At 63.3% G+C, this 15,949-nt stretch carries 14 protein-coding genes; 6 read left to right on the top strand and 8 right to left on the bottom strand.

Annotated features, from left to right (window positions below):
• Nucleotides 1-10: 10 nt before the first annotated feature.
• The 5 genes from N2603_RS13555 (at nucleotide 11) to N2603_RS13535 (ending at nucleotide 6,809) form a co-directional block, all read left to right on the top strand.
• Nucleotides 11-1,387: an aspartate aminotransferase family protein gene (locus N2603_RS13555; RefSeq protein ID WP_260389180.1), complete on the top strand. Its 1,377-nt coding sequence runs from the start codon at nucleotides 11-13 to the stop codon at nucleotides 1,385-1,387.
• A gap of 274 nt (nucleotides 1,388-1,661) precedes the next feature.
• On the top strand, nucleotides 1,662-3,266 hold the full coding sequence (locus tag N2603_RS13550; protein WP_260389179.1) for an ABC transporter substrate-binding protein: 1,605 nt from the start codon (nucleotides 1,662-1,664) through the stop codon (nucleotides 3,264-3,266).
• Between the two features lie 83 nt (nucleotides 3,267-3,349).
• A complete protein-coding gene (locus N2603_RS13545) occupies nucleotides 3,350-4,300 on the top strand; it encodes an ABC transporter permease (protein ID WP_026311922.1) in 951 nt (316 codons plus the stop codon).
• Nucleotides 4,297-5,151 carry an ABC transporter permease gene (locus N2603_RS13540; RefSeq protein ID WP_260389177.1) on the top strand — a complete coding sequence of 285 codons (855 nt, stop codon included), beginning with the start codon at nucleotides 4,297-4,299 and terminating at the stop codon, nucleotides 5,149-5,151. The genes N2603_RS13545 and N2603_RS13540 overlap by 4 nt, the downstream gene beginning before the upstream one ends.
• The gene (locus tag N2603_RS13535) at nucleotides 5,148-6,809 is read left to right on the top strand and encodes an ABC transporter ATP-binding protein (protein ID WP_260389176.1); all 1,662 of its coding nucleotides are present in this window, start codon (nucleotides 5,148-5,150) and stop codon (nucleotides 6,807-6,809) included. Before N2603_RS13540 ends, N2603_RS13535 begins: the two co-directional genes overlap by 4 nt.
• A 12-nt stretch (nucleotides 6,810-6,821) precedes the next feature.
• On the opposite strand, the gene N2603_RS13530 is transcribed toward N2603_RS13535, so the two are convergent.
• Complete coding sequence (locus tag N2603_RS13530) at nucleotides 6,822-7,298, bottom strand: Lrp/AsnC family transcriptional regulator (RefSeq protein WP_211405921.1); 477 nt, start codon at nucleotides 7,296-7,298, stop codon at nucleotides 6,822-6,824.
• A gap of 235 nt (nucleotides 7,299-7,533) precedes the next feature.
• Here N2603_RS13530 and N2603_RS13525 point away from each other — a divergent pair, with 235 nt between their 5' ends.
• Nucleotides 7,534-8,859 carry an NAD(P)/FAD-dependent oxidoreductase gene (locus N2603_RS13525; RefSeq protein ID WP_260389174.1) on the top strand — a complete coding sequence of 442 codons (1,326 nt, stop codon included), beginning with the start codon at nucleotides 7,534-7,536 and terminating at the stop codon, nucleotides 8,857-8,859.
• 47 nt (nucleotides 8,860-8,906) lie between these two features.
• Here the strand turns inward: N2603_RS13525 and N2603_RS13520 are convergent, their stop codons facing one another.
• The 7 genes from N2603_RS13520 to N2603_RS13490 form a co-directional block, all read right to left on the bottom strand.
• Nucleotides 8,907-9,542: a response regulator gene (locus tag N2603_RS13520; protein ID WP_018642565.1), complete on the bottom strand. Its 636-nt coding sequence runs from the start codon at nucleotides 9,540-9,542 to the stop codon at nucleotides 8,907-8,909.
• Between the two features lie 168 nt (nucleotides 9,543-9,710).
• Nucleotides 9,711-10,340 (bottom strand): response regulator transcription factor, encoded by a 630-nt coding sequence (locus N2603_RS13515; protein WP_026311921.1) that lies wholly within the window; start codon nucleotides 10,338-10,340, stop codon nucleotides 9,711-9,713.
• Between the two features lie 60 nt (nucleotides 10,341-10,400).
• The gene (locus N2603_RS13510; protein WP_260389173.1) at nucleotides 10,401-11,540 is read right to left on the bottom strand and encodes a sensor histidine kinase; all 1,140 of its coding nucleotides are present in this window, start codon (nucleotides 11,538-11,540) and stop codon (nucleotides 10,401-10,403) included.
• A gap of 449 nt (nucleotides 11,541-11,989) precedes the next feature.
• Entirely contained in the window at nucleotides 11,990-12,238 is a 249-nt protein-coding gene (locus tag N2603_RS13505) for a hypothetical protein (RefSeq protein ID WP_260389172.1), read from the bottom strand.
• Nucleotides 12,239-12,252: 14 nt separating this feature from the next.
• Entirely contained in the window at nucleotides 12,253-13,056 is an 804-nt protein-coding gene (locus N2603_RS13500) for an outer membrane beta-barrel protein (protein WP_260389171.1), read from the bottom strand.
• Nucleotides 13,057-13,232: 176 nt separating this feature from the next.
• Nucleotides 13,233-14,498, bottom strand: a complete 1,266-nt coding sequence (arcA, locus tag N2603_RS13495) for an arginine deiminase (protein ID WP_260389170.1) — start codon at nucleotides 14,496-14,498, stop codon at nucleotides 13,233-13,235.
• A 14-nt stretch (nucleotides 14,499-14,512) separates the two neighbouring features.
• Nucleotides 14,513-15,946 (bottom strand): basic amino acid/polyamine antiporter, encoded by a 1,434-nt coding sequence (locus N2603_RS13490; RefSeq protein WP_018642559.1) that lies wholly within the window; start codon nucleotides 15,944-15,946, stop codon nucleotides 14,513-14,515.
• Nucleotides 15,947-15,949 lie beyond the last annotated feature (3 nt).

Genomic DNA, 15,949 nt, shown 5'->3' with positions numbered 1-15,949 from the left:
GGAGACTTTGATGCTGAGCAATTCGCTCGTCGAGCTCGACCGGGCTCACCTCATCCACCCGGTCGCATCCTACCGGGGTCACGAAGCGGCCGGCGTCAAGGTTCTCACGTCGGCCAGGGGAGCGACCGTGACGGATGCTTCCGGACATCAGCTGATCGACGGCTTCGCCGGCCTCTGGTGCGTCAATGCCGGCTACGGACACGAGAGCATCGTTGCGGCCGCTGCCAGCCAGATGCGGGAGCTTCCCTACGCGACGGGCTATTTCAGCCTTGGCTCGGAGCCCGCGATCCGCCTTGCGGCCGAGTTGGCGCAGCGCGCGCCCGGCGACCTCAACCATGTCTATTTCACGCTCGGCGGTTCGGACGCCGTCGACAGCACGGTCCGCTTCGTCCGCTATTACTGGCACGCCCGGCGCGAGCCGCTGCGCGAGCATTTCATCTCGGTGGAACAGGGCTATCACGGGTCTTCAACCGTCGGTGCCGGGCTGACGGCCCTGCCCGCCTTCCATGCCGGATTCGGCGTGCCGCTGAGCTGGCAGCACCGGATTCCCTCGCATTATGCCTATCGCAATCCGGCCGGCGGGGACGACGACGCCATCATCGCAGCCTCGCTCGCCGCGCTCGACGCGAAGATCGAGGAGATCGGCGGCACGCAACGCGTCGCCGCGTTCTATGCCGAACCGATCCAGGGCTCAGGTGGCGTGCTCGTACCACCAAAGGGCTGGATGAAGGCCATGCGCGCGCGGTGCAAGGCGCATGGCATCCTCTTCGTCGCAGACGAGGTCATCACCGGGTTCGGCAGAACCGGGCCGCTGTTCGCATGCAGCGAGGACGACATCATCCCCGATCTCATGACGGTCGCAAAGGGATTGACCTCGGGATACGTCCCTATGGGCGCGGTCTTCATGTCGGATCACGTCTACGACGCGATTGCCGATGCCGCAGGCTCCAGCGCCGTCGGCCACGGTTACACCTACTCCGCCCATCCAGTCAGCGCCGCGGTCGCGCTGGAAGTGTTGCGCCTCTACGAAAACGGCCTGCTCGAGAATGGCGCGAGAGCGGGTGCGCGTCTGATCGCTGGGCTTCAATCGCTCAGGGATCATCCCCTGGTTGGAGACGTGCGCGGCCGCGGCATGCTGGCCGCCGTCGAACTCGTCACCGACAAGCAACGCAAGACGCCGCTTCCTGCCGCGGCCGAGCCGGCGAAGCGCATCTTCGACCGCGCCTGGAAGAACGGCCTCGTCATCCGGGCTTTCCCCACCGGCGTACTGGGTTACGCCCCGCCGCTCTGCTGCTCCGAGTCCGAGATCGACGCCATCATCGAGCGCACCGCCAGGACACTGGACGATACTCTGGCTGATGCCGAAGTTCGCGCCGCACTGCGATAATAATAGGCACGCACAACGAGCGGGCTGGAGGCAGGTCCGAAACACTGGAAACAGAGACATCTTCGCAATTTTGTGCCGCGGCTCGCGGGTTTTTCGGCCAAAGCCGCCGAACTATCCTGCGAGACTTTGATCGCAGGAAAGAAGTGCAGTTCTGAGTGGAGACAGGGCACCGTCGTTACGACGGACCACGCCGGCATCCACCACAACGGCGCGGCAGAACAATCTGCCGCTCACCGCAGTACGGGTCGTAGCCTTAGCCAGCGAGGGGATTGACATGAGCGACACGACGAACTGGTCCTGTTCAGACGATGCCACGATCGAGAACGCCATTCGGCGCGGGGCTTCGCGCCGCGATCTTCTGAAGCTGATGCTCGCTAATGGCGTGGCCATGGCGGCAGCCGGCACGATCTTCGGCCGCGCGTCGGAAGCGGTGGCGGCGACACCCGTGAAAGGCGGCGCCTTGAAAGCCGCGGCCTGGTCCTCCTCGACCGCCGACACGCTGGACCCGGCCAAGGCCTCGCTCTCGACCGACTATGTTCGCTGCTGCTCCTTCTACAATCGCCTGACATTTCTCGACCAGACCGGCGTGCCCCAGATGGAGCTCGCCGAATCGATCGAGAGCGGCGATGCCAAGACCTGGACGATCAAGCTCAAGAAGGGCGTCACCTTCCACAACGGCAAGGAGCTGAGCGCCGACGACGTCATCTTCTCGCTGAAGCGCCATCTGGACAAGGCGACCGGATCGAAGGTCGCTGCGATCGCGTCCCAGATGACCGGCTTCAAGGCCGTCGACAAGAGCACCCTCGAGGTGACGCTGGCGAATCCCAACGCAGACCTGCCGACGATCCTGTCCATGCATCACTTCATGATCGTGGCCGACGGCACCACCGACTTCTCCTCGGGCAACGGCACCGGCGCCTTCACGTGCAAGCAGTTTACCCCCGGCGAACGCTCGATCGGCGTGCGGAATCCGAACTACTTCAAGGGAGGGTCGAATGTCGATTCATTCGAGTTCTTCGCGATTCCGGACGAAAACGCGCGGATCAATGCCCTGTTGTCCGGGGACATTCATCTCGCCGCCTCGATCAACCCACGATCGGTGCGCCTCCTCGACGGCAAGGATGGCCTTGCGCTGTCGACGACCACGTCGGGCACCTACACCGACCTGAACATCCGCATGGACATGGCGCCCGGCAACGTCAGCGATTTCGTGGAGGGCATGAAATACCTCGTCAACCGCGAGCAGATCGTCAAATCGGCTCTGCGCGGCTTCGGCGTCGTCGGCAACGACCAACCCGTCTCGCCCGCCAACGCCTACCACAATGCGGCCCTCAAGCCGAAATCGTTCGATCCGGACAAGGCAAAATTCCATTTCCAGAAGGCCGGCGTGCTGGGTCAGACCATCGAGGTCATCGCTTCCGAGGCGGCCGGTTCGTCGATCGACATGGCCATGATCGTCCAAGCAAGCGCCGCCCAGATCGGCATGAAGCTCGATGTGAAGCGCGTGCCCTCCGATGGTTACTGGAGCAACTACTGGCTGAAGGCGCCGATCCATTTCGGCAATATCAACCCGCGTCCGACACCCGACATCCTGTTCTCCCTGCTCTACAAGTCGGATGCGGCGTGGAACGAGAGCCGCTTCGTCTCGGAGAAATTCGACAAGATGCTGGTCGAGGCCCGCGGCTCGCTCGATCAGGCCAAGCGGCGCGAGATGTACAATGAAATGCAGGTCTTGGTGTCGGAACAAGCCGGGACCATCATTCCGGCCTATATCTCCAACGTGGACGCCATCACCGCCAAGCTGAAGGGACTGCAGCCCAACCCGCTCGGCGGCATGATGGGATACGCCTTCGCCGAATATGTCTGGCTGACCGCCTGACCGGCGCACGGCGAGGTCACGCCTCGGGATCCCGAGATTGGAGCCCGAGCTGAATGAAATGACGGGGGGCGTGGAGAACGAATGTGAGAGGACAAGTTTCGTCGCTTGTGGTGAGGCGGCTACTCATCGCCTTGATCACGCTCGTAATCGTTTCCTTCGCCGTCTTCTTTGCGACCGCGCTCCTGCCCGGCGACACTGCCACCATCCTGCTCGGGCAGTCCGCGACGCCTGAAGCCGTCGAGGGCCTGCGCAAGGCCATGCATCTCGACGATCCCGCCATCATCCGCTTCCTGAGATGGATCGCCGGCCTCTTCCAAGGCGATTTCGGCAAGTCTTATGCAAACAATGCCCCGGTCGCTACTCTGATCAGCGGACGGTTCGTCAATACGATGAAGCTGGCTGGACTGACTGCCGCGATCGCAGTCCCTCTTGCGCTGACGCTCGGCATCACCGCTGCGATGTGGCGCGGCACGCTGTACGACCGCATCGTGACCGTCGGAACCATCGGCATCATCTCGGTGCCGGAGTTCATGATCGCAACGTTGGCTGTGCTGCTCTTCGCGGTCTACCTCAAATGGCTGCCGGCGCTTTCTCTCACCAACGAGGTCAAGTCGTTCCATGACCTGGTGCGGATCTACGCGATGCCGGTCATGACACTCACGTTCGGCGTTTCCGCGCAGATGATCCGCATGACACGCGCCGCCGTGGTCGAAACATTGAACACACCCTATGTCGAGATGGCGCTGCTCAAGGGCGCCTCGCGTCCCCGGCTCGTGCTGCGACATGCCCTGCCCAATGCGCTCGGCCCCATCGTCAATGCGGTCGCGCTCTCGCTGTCGTACCTGCTCGGCGGCGTCATCATCGTGGAGACCATCTTCAACTATCCCGGCGTGGCTAAGCTGATGGTCGATGCCGTTTCGACCCGTGACCTGCCACTGATCCAGACCTGCGCGATGATCTTCTGCCTGGGTTATCTGGCACTGATCACGGCCGCCGACATCATTGCGGTCGTGTCCAATCCGAGGCTCCGATGACGAATCCGACTTCGTCAGGCCGGCTCAGCATGCGCTTGGGCTATCGCTTCAATCTCGTGGGCGTGTCGGCCCTTGGCATCATCCTCCTCTGGACCGGCGTCGCCCTGTTCGCTCCGCAGATCATCCCGCATTCCGTGGGCGAGATCGTCGACGCCGACTATTTTGGCCCCATGAGCCGGGACCTGTGGTTCGGCTCCGATTATCTCGGCCGGGATATCTTCTCGCGCATCCTGATGGGCGCGCGCTATACGCTTGGCATCTCGCTTGCGGCCGTCTCCATTGCCTGCTTCAGCGGCGTCGCGCTCGGCATGACTGCGGCAGTCGCCGGAGGTTGGTGCGACAGCATGCTGAGCCGCTTTCTCGATGCGCTCAACTCTATTCCCAGCAAGCTGTTCGGGCTCGTCGTGGTCGCCGCGGTCGGCTCGTCGATCCCGGCACTCATTGCGACGCTCTCGGTGATCTATACGCCCGGCGCCTATCGCTTCGCTCGCGCCCTCGCCGTCAACGTCAATACGATGGACTTCATGGTGGTCGCCCGTATCAGAGGCGAACGCCTGCCCTATCTCATCGCCTCCGAGATTCTTCCAAACATTCTCGGCCCCGTGCTCGCCGATCTCGGCCTGCGCTTCGTCTTCATCGTGCTGCTGCTCTCCGGCCTGTCCTTTCTCGGGCTCGGCGTGCAACCGCCCTACGCGGACTGGGGCGCACTGGTTCGCGAGAACATCGGCGGGCTGCCCTTTGGCGCGGCGGCGGTGATCTTCCCGTCGCTCGCGATCGCAAGTCTCACCATCAGCGTCAACCTTCTGATCGATAACCTGCCGCGCAGGATCCGCGACCGGAGCGCCGAATGACGGGAAACCTCGTCGAGATCCGCAACCTCAGGGTTGAGGCAACGACCGACGCCGGCAGGCGGGTCGAGATCATCAAGGGCGTCAGCCTCGACATTGCCGAAGGCGAGATCGTCGCCCTCATCGGCGAGAGCGGCTCGGGCAAGACCACGATTGCCATGACGCTGATGGGCTACGCCCGGCAGGGCTGCGCGATCACCGGCGGCGAGGTGCGGGTGGGCGGCGTCGACATGGTGAAGCTTTCGGAAGCGGAACGCGCCGGCATTCGCGGGACGGGCGTCGCCTATGTGCCGCAGAGCGCCGCGGCCGCGTTCAACCCTGCGCTCACCATCATGGACCAGGTCATCGAGGTGGCGCGGATCCACAGGCTCATGTCGGCCACTGAGGCACAGGCAAAAGCCCTCTTGCTCTTCAAGGCCCTGTCGCTGCCGCACCCCGAAACGATCGGCAACCGCTACCCGCACCAGGTCTCCGGCGGTCAGCTGCAGCGCCTTGCCGCCGCGATGGCCCTGATCGGCCAGCCGAAGGTGGTCATCTTCGATGAGCCCACCACGGCGCTCGATGTCACGACGCAGGTCGAGGTGCTGCGGGCCTTCAAGTCCGTCACGGCGCAGCACAACATCGCCGGCGTCTACGTCTCGCACGATCTTGCGGTCGTTGCCCAGATCGCCGACAGGATCGTCGTGCTCAAGGACGGTACGGTCCAAGAAATGGGAGCGACCAACGATATCCTCGAGGGGGGCCAGCACCCCTACACCAGGGAGCTGCTGGCCGCGTTCAGGCCAAAGGCCCAGCAACGGGAGCCTGACGGCGAGAGCGCGACGAAGCGCCCGTTGCTGGAGGTCGACAATCTCACGGTCGGCTACGGACCTCGCTCGCGCGATGGACAGCCGCTGATCAAGGCCGTGCAGGCGGTCAGTCTCAAGCTCGATCAGGGGCGGAATCTCGGCATCATCGGCGAATCCGGCTGCGGCAAGTCGACGCTTGCCCGGGCGATTGCCGGCATCCTGCCGGCCCATGCCGGCGACATCATCTTCAACGGGCGCGAGTTGGGGAAGGCCGGCCGCAACCGCACCCGCAACGAGCTCCGCCAGATCCAGATCGTGTTCCAGCACGCGGACACCGCGCTCAACCCCGCAAAGTCGGTGGAAGACATCCTGAGGCGTCCCCTCGCCTTCTACCACGGCATGAGAGGCAAGACGCGCGATGCGCGCGTCAACGAGCTGCTCGATCTGGTTCGGCTGCCCAAATCCGTGCGGCATCGATTGCCGGGAGAGCTGTCAGGCGGCCAGAAACAGCGCGTGAACTTTGCCCGGGCACTCGCCGCCGAACCGACGCTCATCCTGTGCGACGAGATCACATCGGCCCTCGACACGGTCGTGGCGGCCGCGGTGGTCGAGCTGCTGAAGGAGTTGCAGCGCGAACTCGGCATCTCCTACATCTTCATCAGCCATGACCTGTCGGTGGTCGAGGCGATCTGCGACGAAATCATCGTGATGTATCGCGGTCAGAAGGTCGAACAGATCGCGTCAACCCGCCTGGCAGCACCGGAGCACCCTTATACGCGGCTGCTGTTCTCTTCGGTGCCTAAGCTCGATACCCGCTGGCTCGACAATCTGGAACGGGATGCCGAACAGGTCCGGGCCTATGGCCATCCGTAGGCGCAGCCGGCATCAAGCCGGAAACAGGCTGGTCAGCGGCATCTGCGACCGGACGATGGGCGATTTGAGGACGACGAAGCTGAAATACTTGTCGATGCCGATATCCATGTCCGTCAACCGTTCCATGATCGTCTGGTACTCGCCGATGCTGGCGGTGACGAACTTCAGCATGTAGTCGTACCCTCCCGAGACCAGATGGCATTCGATCAGCTGGTCGACCTTGTCGACCGCCGACAGGAAGCGGGCGAAGTCGATCTGTCGATGGTTCTTCAGCGTCACTTCGGTGAACACCGTCAGCGTCTGTCCCAGCTTGCGCACGTTGATCTGGGCGGAATACCCCTCGATGTAGCCCTCGGCCTGCAGTCTCTTCACGCGCATGAGACACGGGCTGGGCGACAGATTCACCAGCTCGGCAAGCTCGACATTGGTGATGCGACCGTTCTTCTGGAGTTCGTGGAGGATCTTGATGTCGATCCGATCCAGCTTCATTGGTCTCTCTCCATCGAGCAGGCGCCAGAAGGCACAACAGAAAATTTGGTGCAATGAGCTAAAGGCTCACCTTGCCCGCAACCATCGTTTCCCATCGAAGTCATATTGTTCGAGAAAAACGTGGTTTTGCGATGCCTTGAGGATACAGCATAAAATGCTGGACTACCATCAAATCCAGTGCCGCTCGCGCCGATGGGCGATTTACCCTGTGACGAGCGAAATCTAGGAAACCAGGATGCCTGCCCCACTCAGCCATATCGAGACCTCGCCGGATCTTCCCCATAGCGCCGACGTGGTGGTCATCGGAGGCGGCATCATCGGGGTGTTCGCAGCTTACTATCTCACCCTGCGGGGGCTTGGCGTCGCCCTCGTGGAGAAGGGACGAATCGGGGCCGAGCAGTCCAGCCGCAACTGGGGCTGGTGCCGGCAGCAAAATCGCGATGCCCGCGAGCTGCCGATGGCCACGAAGAGCCTGGACCTGTGGGAGAAGTTCGGGAGTGAGAGCGGCGAGAGCACCGGCTTCTCCCGCTGCGGCCTTCTGTATCTCAGCAACGACGAGGCGGAGCTCGAGGGCTGGGCGCGCTGGCGCGACTTCGCGCGGACGGCCGGCGTCACCACGCACATGCTCGATGCGACCGCGGCGACCCGGCGCGGCACGGCGACGGGACGCGCCTGGAAGGGTGGCGTGTTCTCGCCGACCGACGGCATCGCCGATCCCGCCGAGGCTGCGCCGGCGGTGGCGCGGGCGATGCTCAGGCGCGGGGGCACGGTGCATCAGATGTGCGCAGCGCGCGGGCTAGAGATCGAGGGCGGCTGCGTGAGCGCGGTCGTGACGGAGCGCGGTACGATTCGCACGCGTATCGCCATATTGGCGGGCGGCGCGTGGTCGTCGTCGTTCTGCCATCAGGCCGGCATCCGTCTGCCACTCGCCTCGATCCGCTCGTCCATCCTGTCGGTGTCGCAAGGTGCGAAGGGCTTGCCGGATGCACTCCACACTGCCGCTGTTTCGGTGACGAAACGTGGCGATGGCGGCTATACGCTCGCCATCAGCGGCCGGGGCCGGGTCGATCCGACTGCGCAACAGCTGCGCTTCGGCCCGCAATTCCTGCCGATGTTTCTGCGGCGCTGGCGCAGTCTGCTCCCGGGCGGCCTCGAAGGCGTCAGGTCCGGACACGAAACGCTGCAGCGTTGGCGCGTGAGCGAGCCGACACCGATGGAGCGCATGCGCATTCTGGATCCCACACCCGATCGGAACACGATCGCGCTCACGCATCGGCGGGCACTCGAGCTGCTGCCCGCCCTGAAGAACACCAGGATCAACGCCGCGTGGGGCGGCTACATCGACTCGACGCCCGATGGCGTGCCGGTCATCGGAGAGACGTCCGGCCTGCCTGGATTGGTCCTGGCCGCGGGCTTCAGCGGCCACGGCTTCGGTATCGGTCCGGGAGCCGGGCACCTCATCGCGGACATTGTGACCGGCGCCGCGCCGATCGTCGATCCCCAATCCTATCGGCCGGATCGCTTTGCCGGACTTGCGGTCGGAAAGGTCTCGGATTTCTAGAAAAGGTCGTCATACGCACCGAAGCGGTGCGCCACATCAGCATGGGTTCAGGGTGAGACCAGCTTCTTGCGGACGGCATAGCGCACCAGCTCGGCGGTGGACGACATTCTGAGTTTGCGCATGGCCGAGGCGCGATGGGTCTCGACGGTCTTCACGCTCAGATTCAGGATCGCGCTGATGGATCTGTTGGTATTCCCTTCCGCGATCAGCTGGACCACGCTCTGCTCGCGTGATGTCAGCAGCATGTCGGCCCGGTTCTGCTTGTTCGCCTGGTAATCATGCAGCAGCTTCTCCAGCAGCACGCTGGTGAAGTAGGGCCTGCCGTCGAGCAAGGCTTCGATAGCGGAAATCAGGTGCTTGCGGGCATCGGACTTGAACAGGAAGCCGCGAATGCCGGCCAGGATGGCCTCCGTCAGGAGCTCCTCGCTTTCGTGCATGGTCAGGATCAGCACCTCCGTTCGCACGTGCAGCGTCCTGAGGCGGCGGCTGACCTCCAGGCCGTTCATGATCGGCATGGAGTAATCGACAATCACGATGTCCGGTCGGGTTTCGAGCGCCAGCGCGACGGCCTGCTCGCCGTTGGTGGCCTCTCCGCTCACGATCCAGTCGGACCGCGTTCCAACGATCGCGCGCAGGCCGGAACGTACGATTTCATGATCATCCGCAATCAAGATGCGTTTCACGACATCGTTCCCGTTTGCCGGCTCCTATCCGACCGGGCGGACAACGGCAGTGACCGGCCGTAGGCTCGAACGATCATACGGCGCCCCGCGGCCAGCGTTATCCAACAAAACCCTGAGATGTCCCGGCGAAGGTACTGACGCCCAGGGTCGGTTCGCCGACGTCACCGTTCAGGCCTCGACCAGCCCGGTCCGGACCGCGTATCGGACGAGGCCCGCCGTCGAATTCACCTCGAGCTTGCGCATCGCAGCCGCCCGATGCGCCTCGGTTGTCTTGACGCTAAGATTGAGGATCGCGCTGATCCCCTTGTTGCTGTAGCCTTCCGCAACCAGCTTGACCACGAGCTGCTCGCGCGCCGTCAGCTCGTGATGCCGCTCGCCGTTGGCGCCCGAGCCGCGGTCGAATTCCGTCACGCAGCTCGTGGTGCAGAACGGCCGGTGCAGCAGCAACGCCTCGACCGCCGCAAGCAGCAGCTTGTTGGCGTCCGACTTGACCAGGAACGCACGCGCGCCGGCCTCGAATGCCTGCTGCGCGATCAGGCCCGAATTGTGCACGGTGAAGATCAGGACCTCGGTCTGCAATGGATGGTCCTTGATCCGCCGCGCCGCCTCCACGCCGGTCATGCGGGGCATCGAGAAATCGAGGATGGCGACGTGAGGCTGGCTCTCGATCGCCGCAGCGACCGCCCGGCCGCCATCGGTGACCTCGGCCACCACCTCCCAATCCGCCCGCTGTTCGAGCACCGCACGCAAGCCAGACCGCACCGCTTCGTGATCGTCAGCTATGAGAATTCGTTTCATGGCAGCACGCTCCCAATCCTTCACGGCGGTTCGGCCGCCCATCCGGCCTGCCGCCGCGGGCTAGTGTTCTTTCGCTGATCGTGTGCCTGCGTGGGCCCTCATGATGGTCGTGGCTCTTCGCCGGTTCCGCCTGTTCGCCGCAAAGCGACGCGGAAACATCGCGCACAGGATGGTTCCGGAAAGTGGCGCGGTCCGGCTGGACCGGATGTCGAGCGTACCTCCGATCTCATGCAGCCTCACCCGCATCGCGGGAATGCCGACCCCGACCGATACCGCCTTGTGGCCGCGCCCGACCACATCGGGAAGACCGCGTCCATTGTCGCTGATCGTCAGCACGAAGCGGCTGTCGGCAAGGTCGAGGGCGATGGCCACCTCCGTCGCCTTCGCATGGCGGTAGACGTTCGTGAGCCCCTCCTGAACGACGCGCAGCAGCGAACGCTTCGTTTCATACGGCAGCCGATCGACATCCGGCACGATGTTCACGGTCACGCGCAACGAAGTGCGCGCCGCAAATCCTTCCGCGTATCGCTCGATCGCGGCCTTCAATCCCTCACCCGCCAGATTCCGCGGATGCAGGAGATAGGCAAAGGCGCGGAGCTCCCGGAGGGCTTCGTCGATCGACGCGTCAATTTCGTCGCAGAGCCGTTCCGCGAGGGCCGCGTCGCCCACATTGCTCCGCATCCGCATCAGGCCGAGGCTGGCGGCGATCAGATGCTGACAGGTCGAGTCGTGCAGATCGGAGGCGATCCGTTGCTGGATGCCTTCCTGAATGGCGAGCAGGCCGACGTCGATATCGAGTCCATCGTCGCATGCGGCGGCGTGCTCGAAAGGACCGTTGCGCAGCTCGCGGTGGCTGCCGATCAACCGGACCACGCCGCCGTCCACGATCGGCGTGACCGTCGTTTCCATCGCCCGCGGCGACCCGCCAAGCGCGAGCCGCTGGCGGATCCTGACCTCCGTTCCCTCCGCGAGGCCGGCCTGAAGCGCCTCGCAGACGGACCTTGCGTCGTCCGCGCTCATGCAGTCGAAGACGTCCATGTCGCTGACGTCTTCCGACGATACGCCGAGCTGGGACTCGAATGCCGGATTGATTCCCTCATAGGCGAAGTGTCCGCGGAACGACGGACGCGCGGCGAAGAGCAGATCTGCCGAAGACGTCCAATAGAGCTCGTCGATCGATTCTTGCGAACCTATGCGCAACCAGTTTTTCAGACCGGTTCGATCCGACTCACTGTCGGGGCAGCCATGTGGCTTCACGGTACGCACTCACTATATTCCGGCGACGCCCGATATCGGCGACTATATCGCAGGTCCCCTCCCCGCCCCACCGGCGAGACATCCGCCACCGGATCCGGAAGACGCACGCCATTGGGGCCGACCAATCATACACCCCGTCGCGCGACCACACCATCAGGTAGTATAATTTCCAGATTGAAATCTCGAATTCGTGAGGCATGTTTTCAGCACGGGGCAATATGCAGTTTGTGCCACGCCCGCGACGTCAAATCCGATGCAACAGAGATTCAAAATCAAGATGTGGATGGCCGCGAGGTCACTGTGGCAACGTGGTTGCTCCGATACGCAGCAGCAAGCCTGCCGCAATTTGCCAGCAACATTCCCGGCCCGCTGGCCACGGATGCGCGACCAGCCTAGCGGCTGCTGCTCGTGCCCGGCTTCTTCTTCCTCACCGCCTTCGCCGCTGGTGCGGGACGAGTCGGCGCAAGATCGAGAGGATGCGACGGCTGCTTCAGACGGTGTATCGCGGCATCATCCCGAAGCGCATCGGTATCGAGACGCTGGCCTCGATCCACCGCATCGCGCGGATCGGCGACCGCCATCGATGCCGCAAGGCTTCCGGCGACGATGCAGGTCAGCGTCAACAGGCGTCTTGCGGGCATCTTTCAGGTCTCACTCAAAAGGCGAAATCCAGGCGAGGGCCGATGCGAACGTCCCTGTACCGCCGCAACGGAACGTTCGACGTTCGCGCTTCGTATAGCACGGTGGTCGTGAGTGACACATTGCTGGCGAAATTATACTTCAGGCCCACATCAGCCGAATAGAGCTGATCCTGGCGGCCGCTATTGAGCCCGTCGGTGAACCAGTAAGCCTCGAACAGCGGTGTGCTCACGATCGACCATCTGGGATCAAGCTTGACCTCGATGCCGAGCACTGCGTCAAAGCGCCAGCGGCGCGCTTCCGCGAGGTCTGAGAACCGATAGGTCAGCAGCAGCAGCGGCGAGAAAATCGCGTTGTCGATGCGGAAGTCGCGCGCCACCGAGCCCATCACATCATGGGACGTGAATGCGAGGTCGCGGTAGACCCCGTCGAAATCATAGCGATTTTCATAGATGGCAGAGAAGCGCCAGCCGTTAAAATTCTCGGTCAGACGCGCGCCCATGCGCGCCACGGCGAAGTTGCCATCCTTCTCCCGCGAAAAGGCCTCGTACTGGGCCCGTGCATAGAGCCGGTAGGACAGATCATTGGTGAGGTTTCCGTCGAGCCTGACGCTGACGTCCGGCTCGTAATAGATGTCCGATTTGCGATTGTCGCGGGTAAAGAGCGCGTTGTCGGTGAAGGTCGGCGAAACGGAACCGACGACACTCCAGGACGGTGCGGAATAGTAGGGTACAGCGGCAATCGGGCCCGTCTTGAACTCGGTGAGATCAAGGTCCGCCGCCCCGGCTGTGCCCGCACCGAGTAAGCCGAGGACGGTCATGCCGACGATCGGCAGAAGAAATCCAGAGCTTCGCATGGCGCCCCACCTCCGATGCCGCTGCGCAGACCGGTTTCGCGTCACGCTGCGCAATGATTGTGGCGTGTTAATGTCACAATTTTAAATCACTGGTTGATGCGCTCAACCAGCGTTGGTGCAGGCCGCCAGACCGCGCACGCCTAGTAGTCAACCGCATCTCTGATGATCGGGCACGTCATGCAATGACCACCGCCGCGTCCCCGTCCGAGTTCCGCGCCGACGATGGTGATCACCTCGATCCCCTCCTTGCGCAGCAGCGTGTTGGTGTAGGTGTTGCGGTCATAGGCGAATACGACGCCGGGGGACGCGCAGACGAGATTGGCGCCACTGTCCCACTGGGTCCGCTCGCGCAGATACGCGTTCCCGCCGGTCTCCACGACGCGCAACTTCTTCAGGCCGAGCGCTTCTGCGACGACGTCGACGAAGGGCTTCTCGTCCTTGCGCAATTCGAGGCCGGCCGGATTGTCCGCGGGCCGATAGGAGAATGCGGTAATGTTGTTGACGATATCGGGATAGAGCAGCACGCAATCGCGGTCGGCGAAGGTAAAGACGGTATCGAGATGCATCGCAGCGCGGAGCTTGGGCATCGCCGCCACGATCACCCGCTCGGCCGCCTTCTTCCTGAACAGCGCCGCAGCAAGCTGGCTGATCGCCTGCCGCGAGGTCCGCTCGCTCAGTCCGATCAGAACGTTGCCCCTGCCGATCGGCATCACGTCACCGCCTTCCAGCGTGGCGAGGCCGTGATCCTGCGTCGGATCTCCCCACCAGACATTGACCTTGCCGGCGAAGTCCGGGTGGAACTTGTAGATGGCAGCGGCGAGGATCGGCTCCTCATGGCGCGCCGGCCAGAACAGCGAGTTCAGGGTCACGCCGCCATAGATCCAGCAGGTAGTATCGCGTGTATACAGCGTGTTCGGAAGCGGCGGCAGCAGATATTCGGTCATGCCCGCCGCTTCCCGAATCAGCCGAAGCATCTCGCCGCCATGGGCCTCGGGAAAATCGTGGGTCGACAGTCCGCCGATCAGGGTCTCCGCCAGCTCACGAGGCTTGAGGCTTTCCAGATAGCTGCGCAGCTCGTCGATCAGCCCGAGCCCGACCTGGTTGGGAACGACCTGGTTGTCGAGAATCCACTTCCTGGCCTCCGGAATGGCCACGGTGTCGGTGAGCAGATTGTGCATCTCGACGACATCGATGCCGCGGTCGCGCATCTTCTGCACGAAGTCGAAATGATCGCGCTTGGCATTGTCGACCCACAGCACGTCGTCGAACAGCAAAGTATCGCAGTTCGTGGGCGTGAGGCGCTGATGCGCGCGGCCCGGCGAGCAGACCATCACCTTGCGCAGCTGACCGACTTCCGAATGAACACCGAACGGGATCCTTGAATCCGACGCCTGTGCTGTCGCCATGGGAGATGCCTCGCCTAGATGGTGATGTAGCCGGTGGCCAGGCCATGAATCCCGACCACGGCGCCGATCACGGCTGCGATGAAGATGACCCAATCGATCGACGTGAAGATTTTCGCCTTCTGCTGGAGGCGCGCCCAGAAATACAGCGCCGTGCCGGGAGCGTAGAGGATCGCCGACAGGAGCAGATATTTCATCCCGGCGGCATAGATCAGGAACAGCGTGTAGACGACGGCGATGCCGGTGAAGATCAGGTCGCGTCGCCGTTCGCCCGGGCTCTTTTCGTAGGTCTCGCCCCGCTTGACCAGCAGGAGCCCGTAAGCGGCCACCAGGAAGAACGGAATGAGGTTCATGACGCTCGTCAAATTGAGCATCAACGCGAAGGCATCCCGCGACCAGTACGTGCTGATGACGAACAGCTGCACGACGATATTGGTGAGCCAGAGCGCTGCGGCCGGCACCTTGTTGGCATTTTCGGTGCCGAACACGCGCGGCATATCCCTGGTACGGCCCGCGGCGGAGAGCACCTCGGCGCAAATCAGCGACCAGGCGAGATAGGCTCCGAGCACCGAGACCAGAAGTCCGATGCTGACGAACACGGCGCCCCAATGCCCGACCACCGCCTCCAGCACCGTCGCCATCGACGGCTGCCGCGCGTCGGCGATCTCCGCGCGCGGCAACGCGGCATAGGGCAGCATCGTCACGAGCACCATGAGGGTCGTAACGACCGCGAAGCCCATGATCGTCGCGACGCCGACATGGGACCGCTCCTTGGCGTAGCGGGAATAGACGCTGGCCCCCTCGATCCCGAGAAAGACGAACACCGTGACCAGCATGGTCGCGCGGATCTGATCAAACAGACCCTTGTCCGGCATCCCCTCGCCGCCCCAGAAATTGGCGCGGAACAGATCGGCCTTGAAGGCAAACGCCAGGATGACGATGAAGATCAGGATCGGCACGATCTTGGCGACGGTGACGATGGTGTTGATCGCCGCGGCCTGTTGCACGCCACGCAGGATCATGAAGTGGAATAGCCAGATCCCGATCGAGGCGACGATGATCGCGGTGACCGTATTGCCGTCGCCAAACACGGGAAAGAACGCGCCGAGCGTCGACTTGATCAGGACCCAGTAGGACACGTTGCCGATGCAGCTGCCGGTCCAGTAGCCGAGCGCCGACAGGAAGCCGGGATAGTCGCCGAAACCTGCCTTCGCGTAGGCGTAGACGCCGGCATCGAGATCCGGCTTTCGCTCGGCCAGAGTCTGAAACACGCGCGCCATCGTGTACATGCCGCCGCCTGCGATGCACCAGGCGAAGATGGCGCCGAACGGGCCGGTGGCGATGCCGAACGTCCGCGGCAGCGAGAAGATGCCTGAACCGACCATGGAGCCGACGACCATTGCCGTCAGTGCGAACAACGAAAGCTTTTGGACCGTTGGCGTCGCAGTCATGGG

The sequence above is a fragment of the Bradyrhizobium huanghuaihaiense genome, from assembly GCF_025200885.1.
In the GTDB taxonomy this organism is placed as follows: domain Bacteria; phylum Pseudomonadota; class Alphaproteobacteria; order Rhizobiales; family Xanthobacteraceae; genus Bradyrhizobium; species Bradyrhizobium huanghuaihaiense.
The sequence above is the reverse complement of the archived record's forward strand: the minus strand, read 5'-3'. Positions and strand labels throughout refer to the sequence as shown.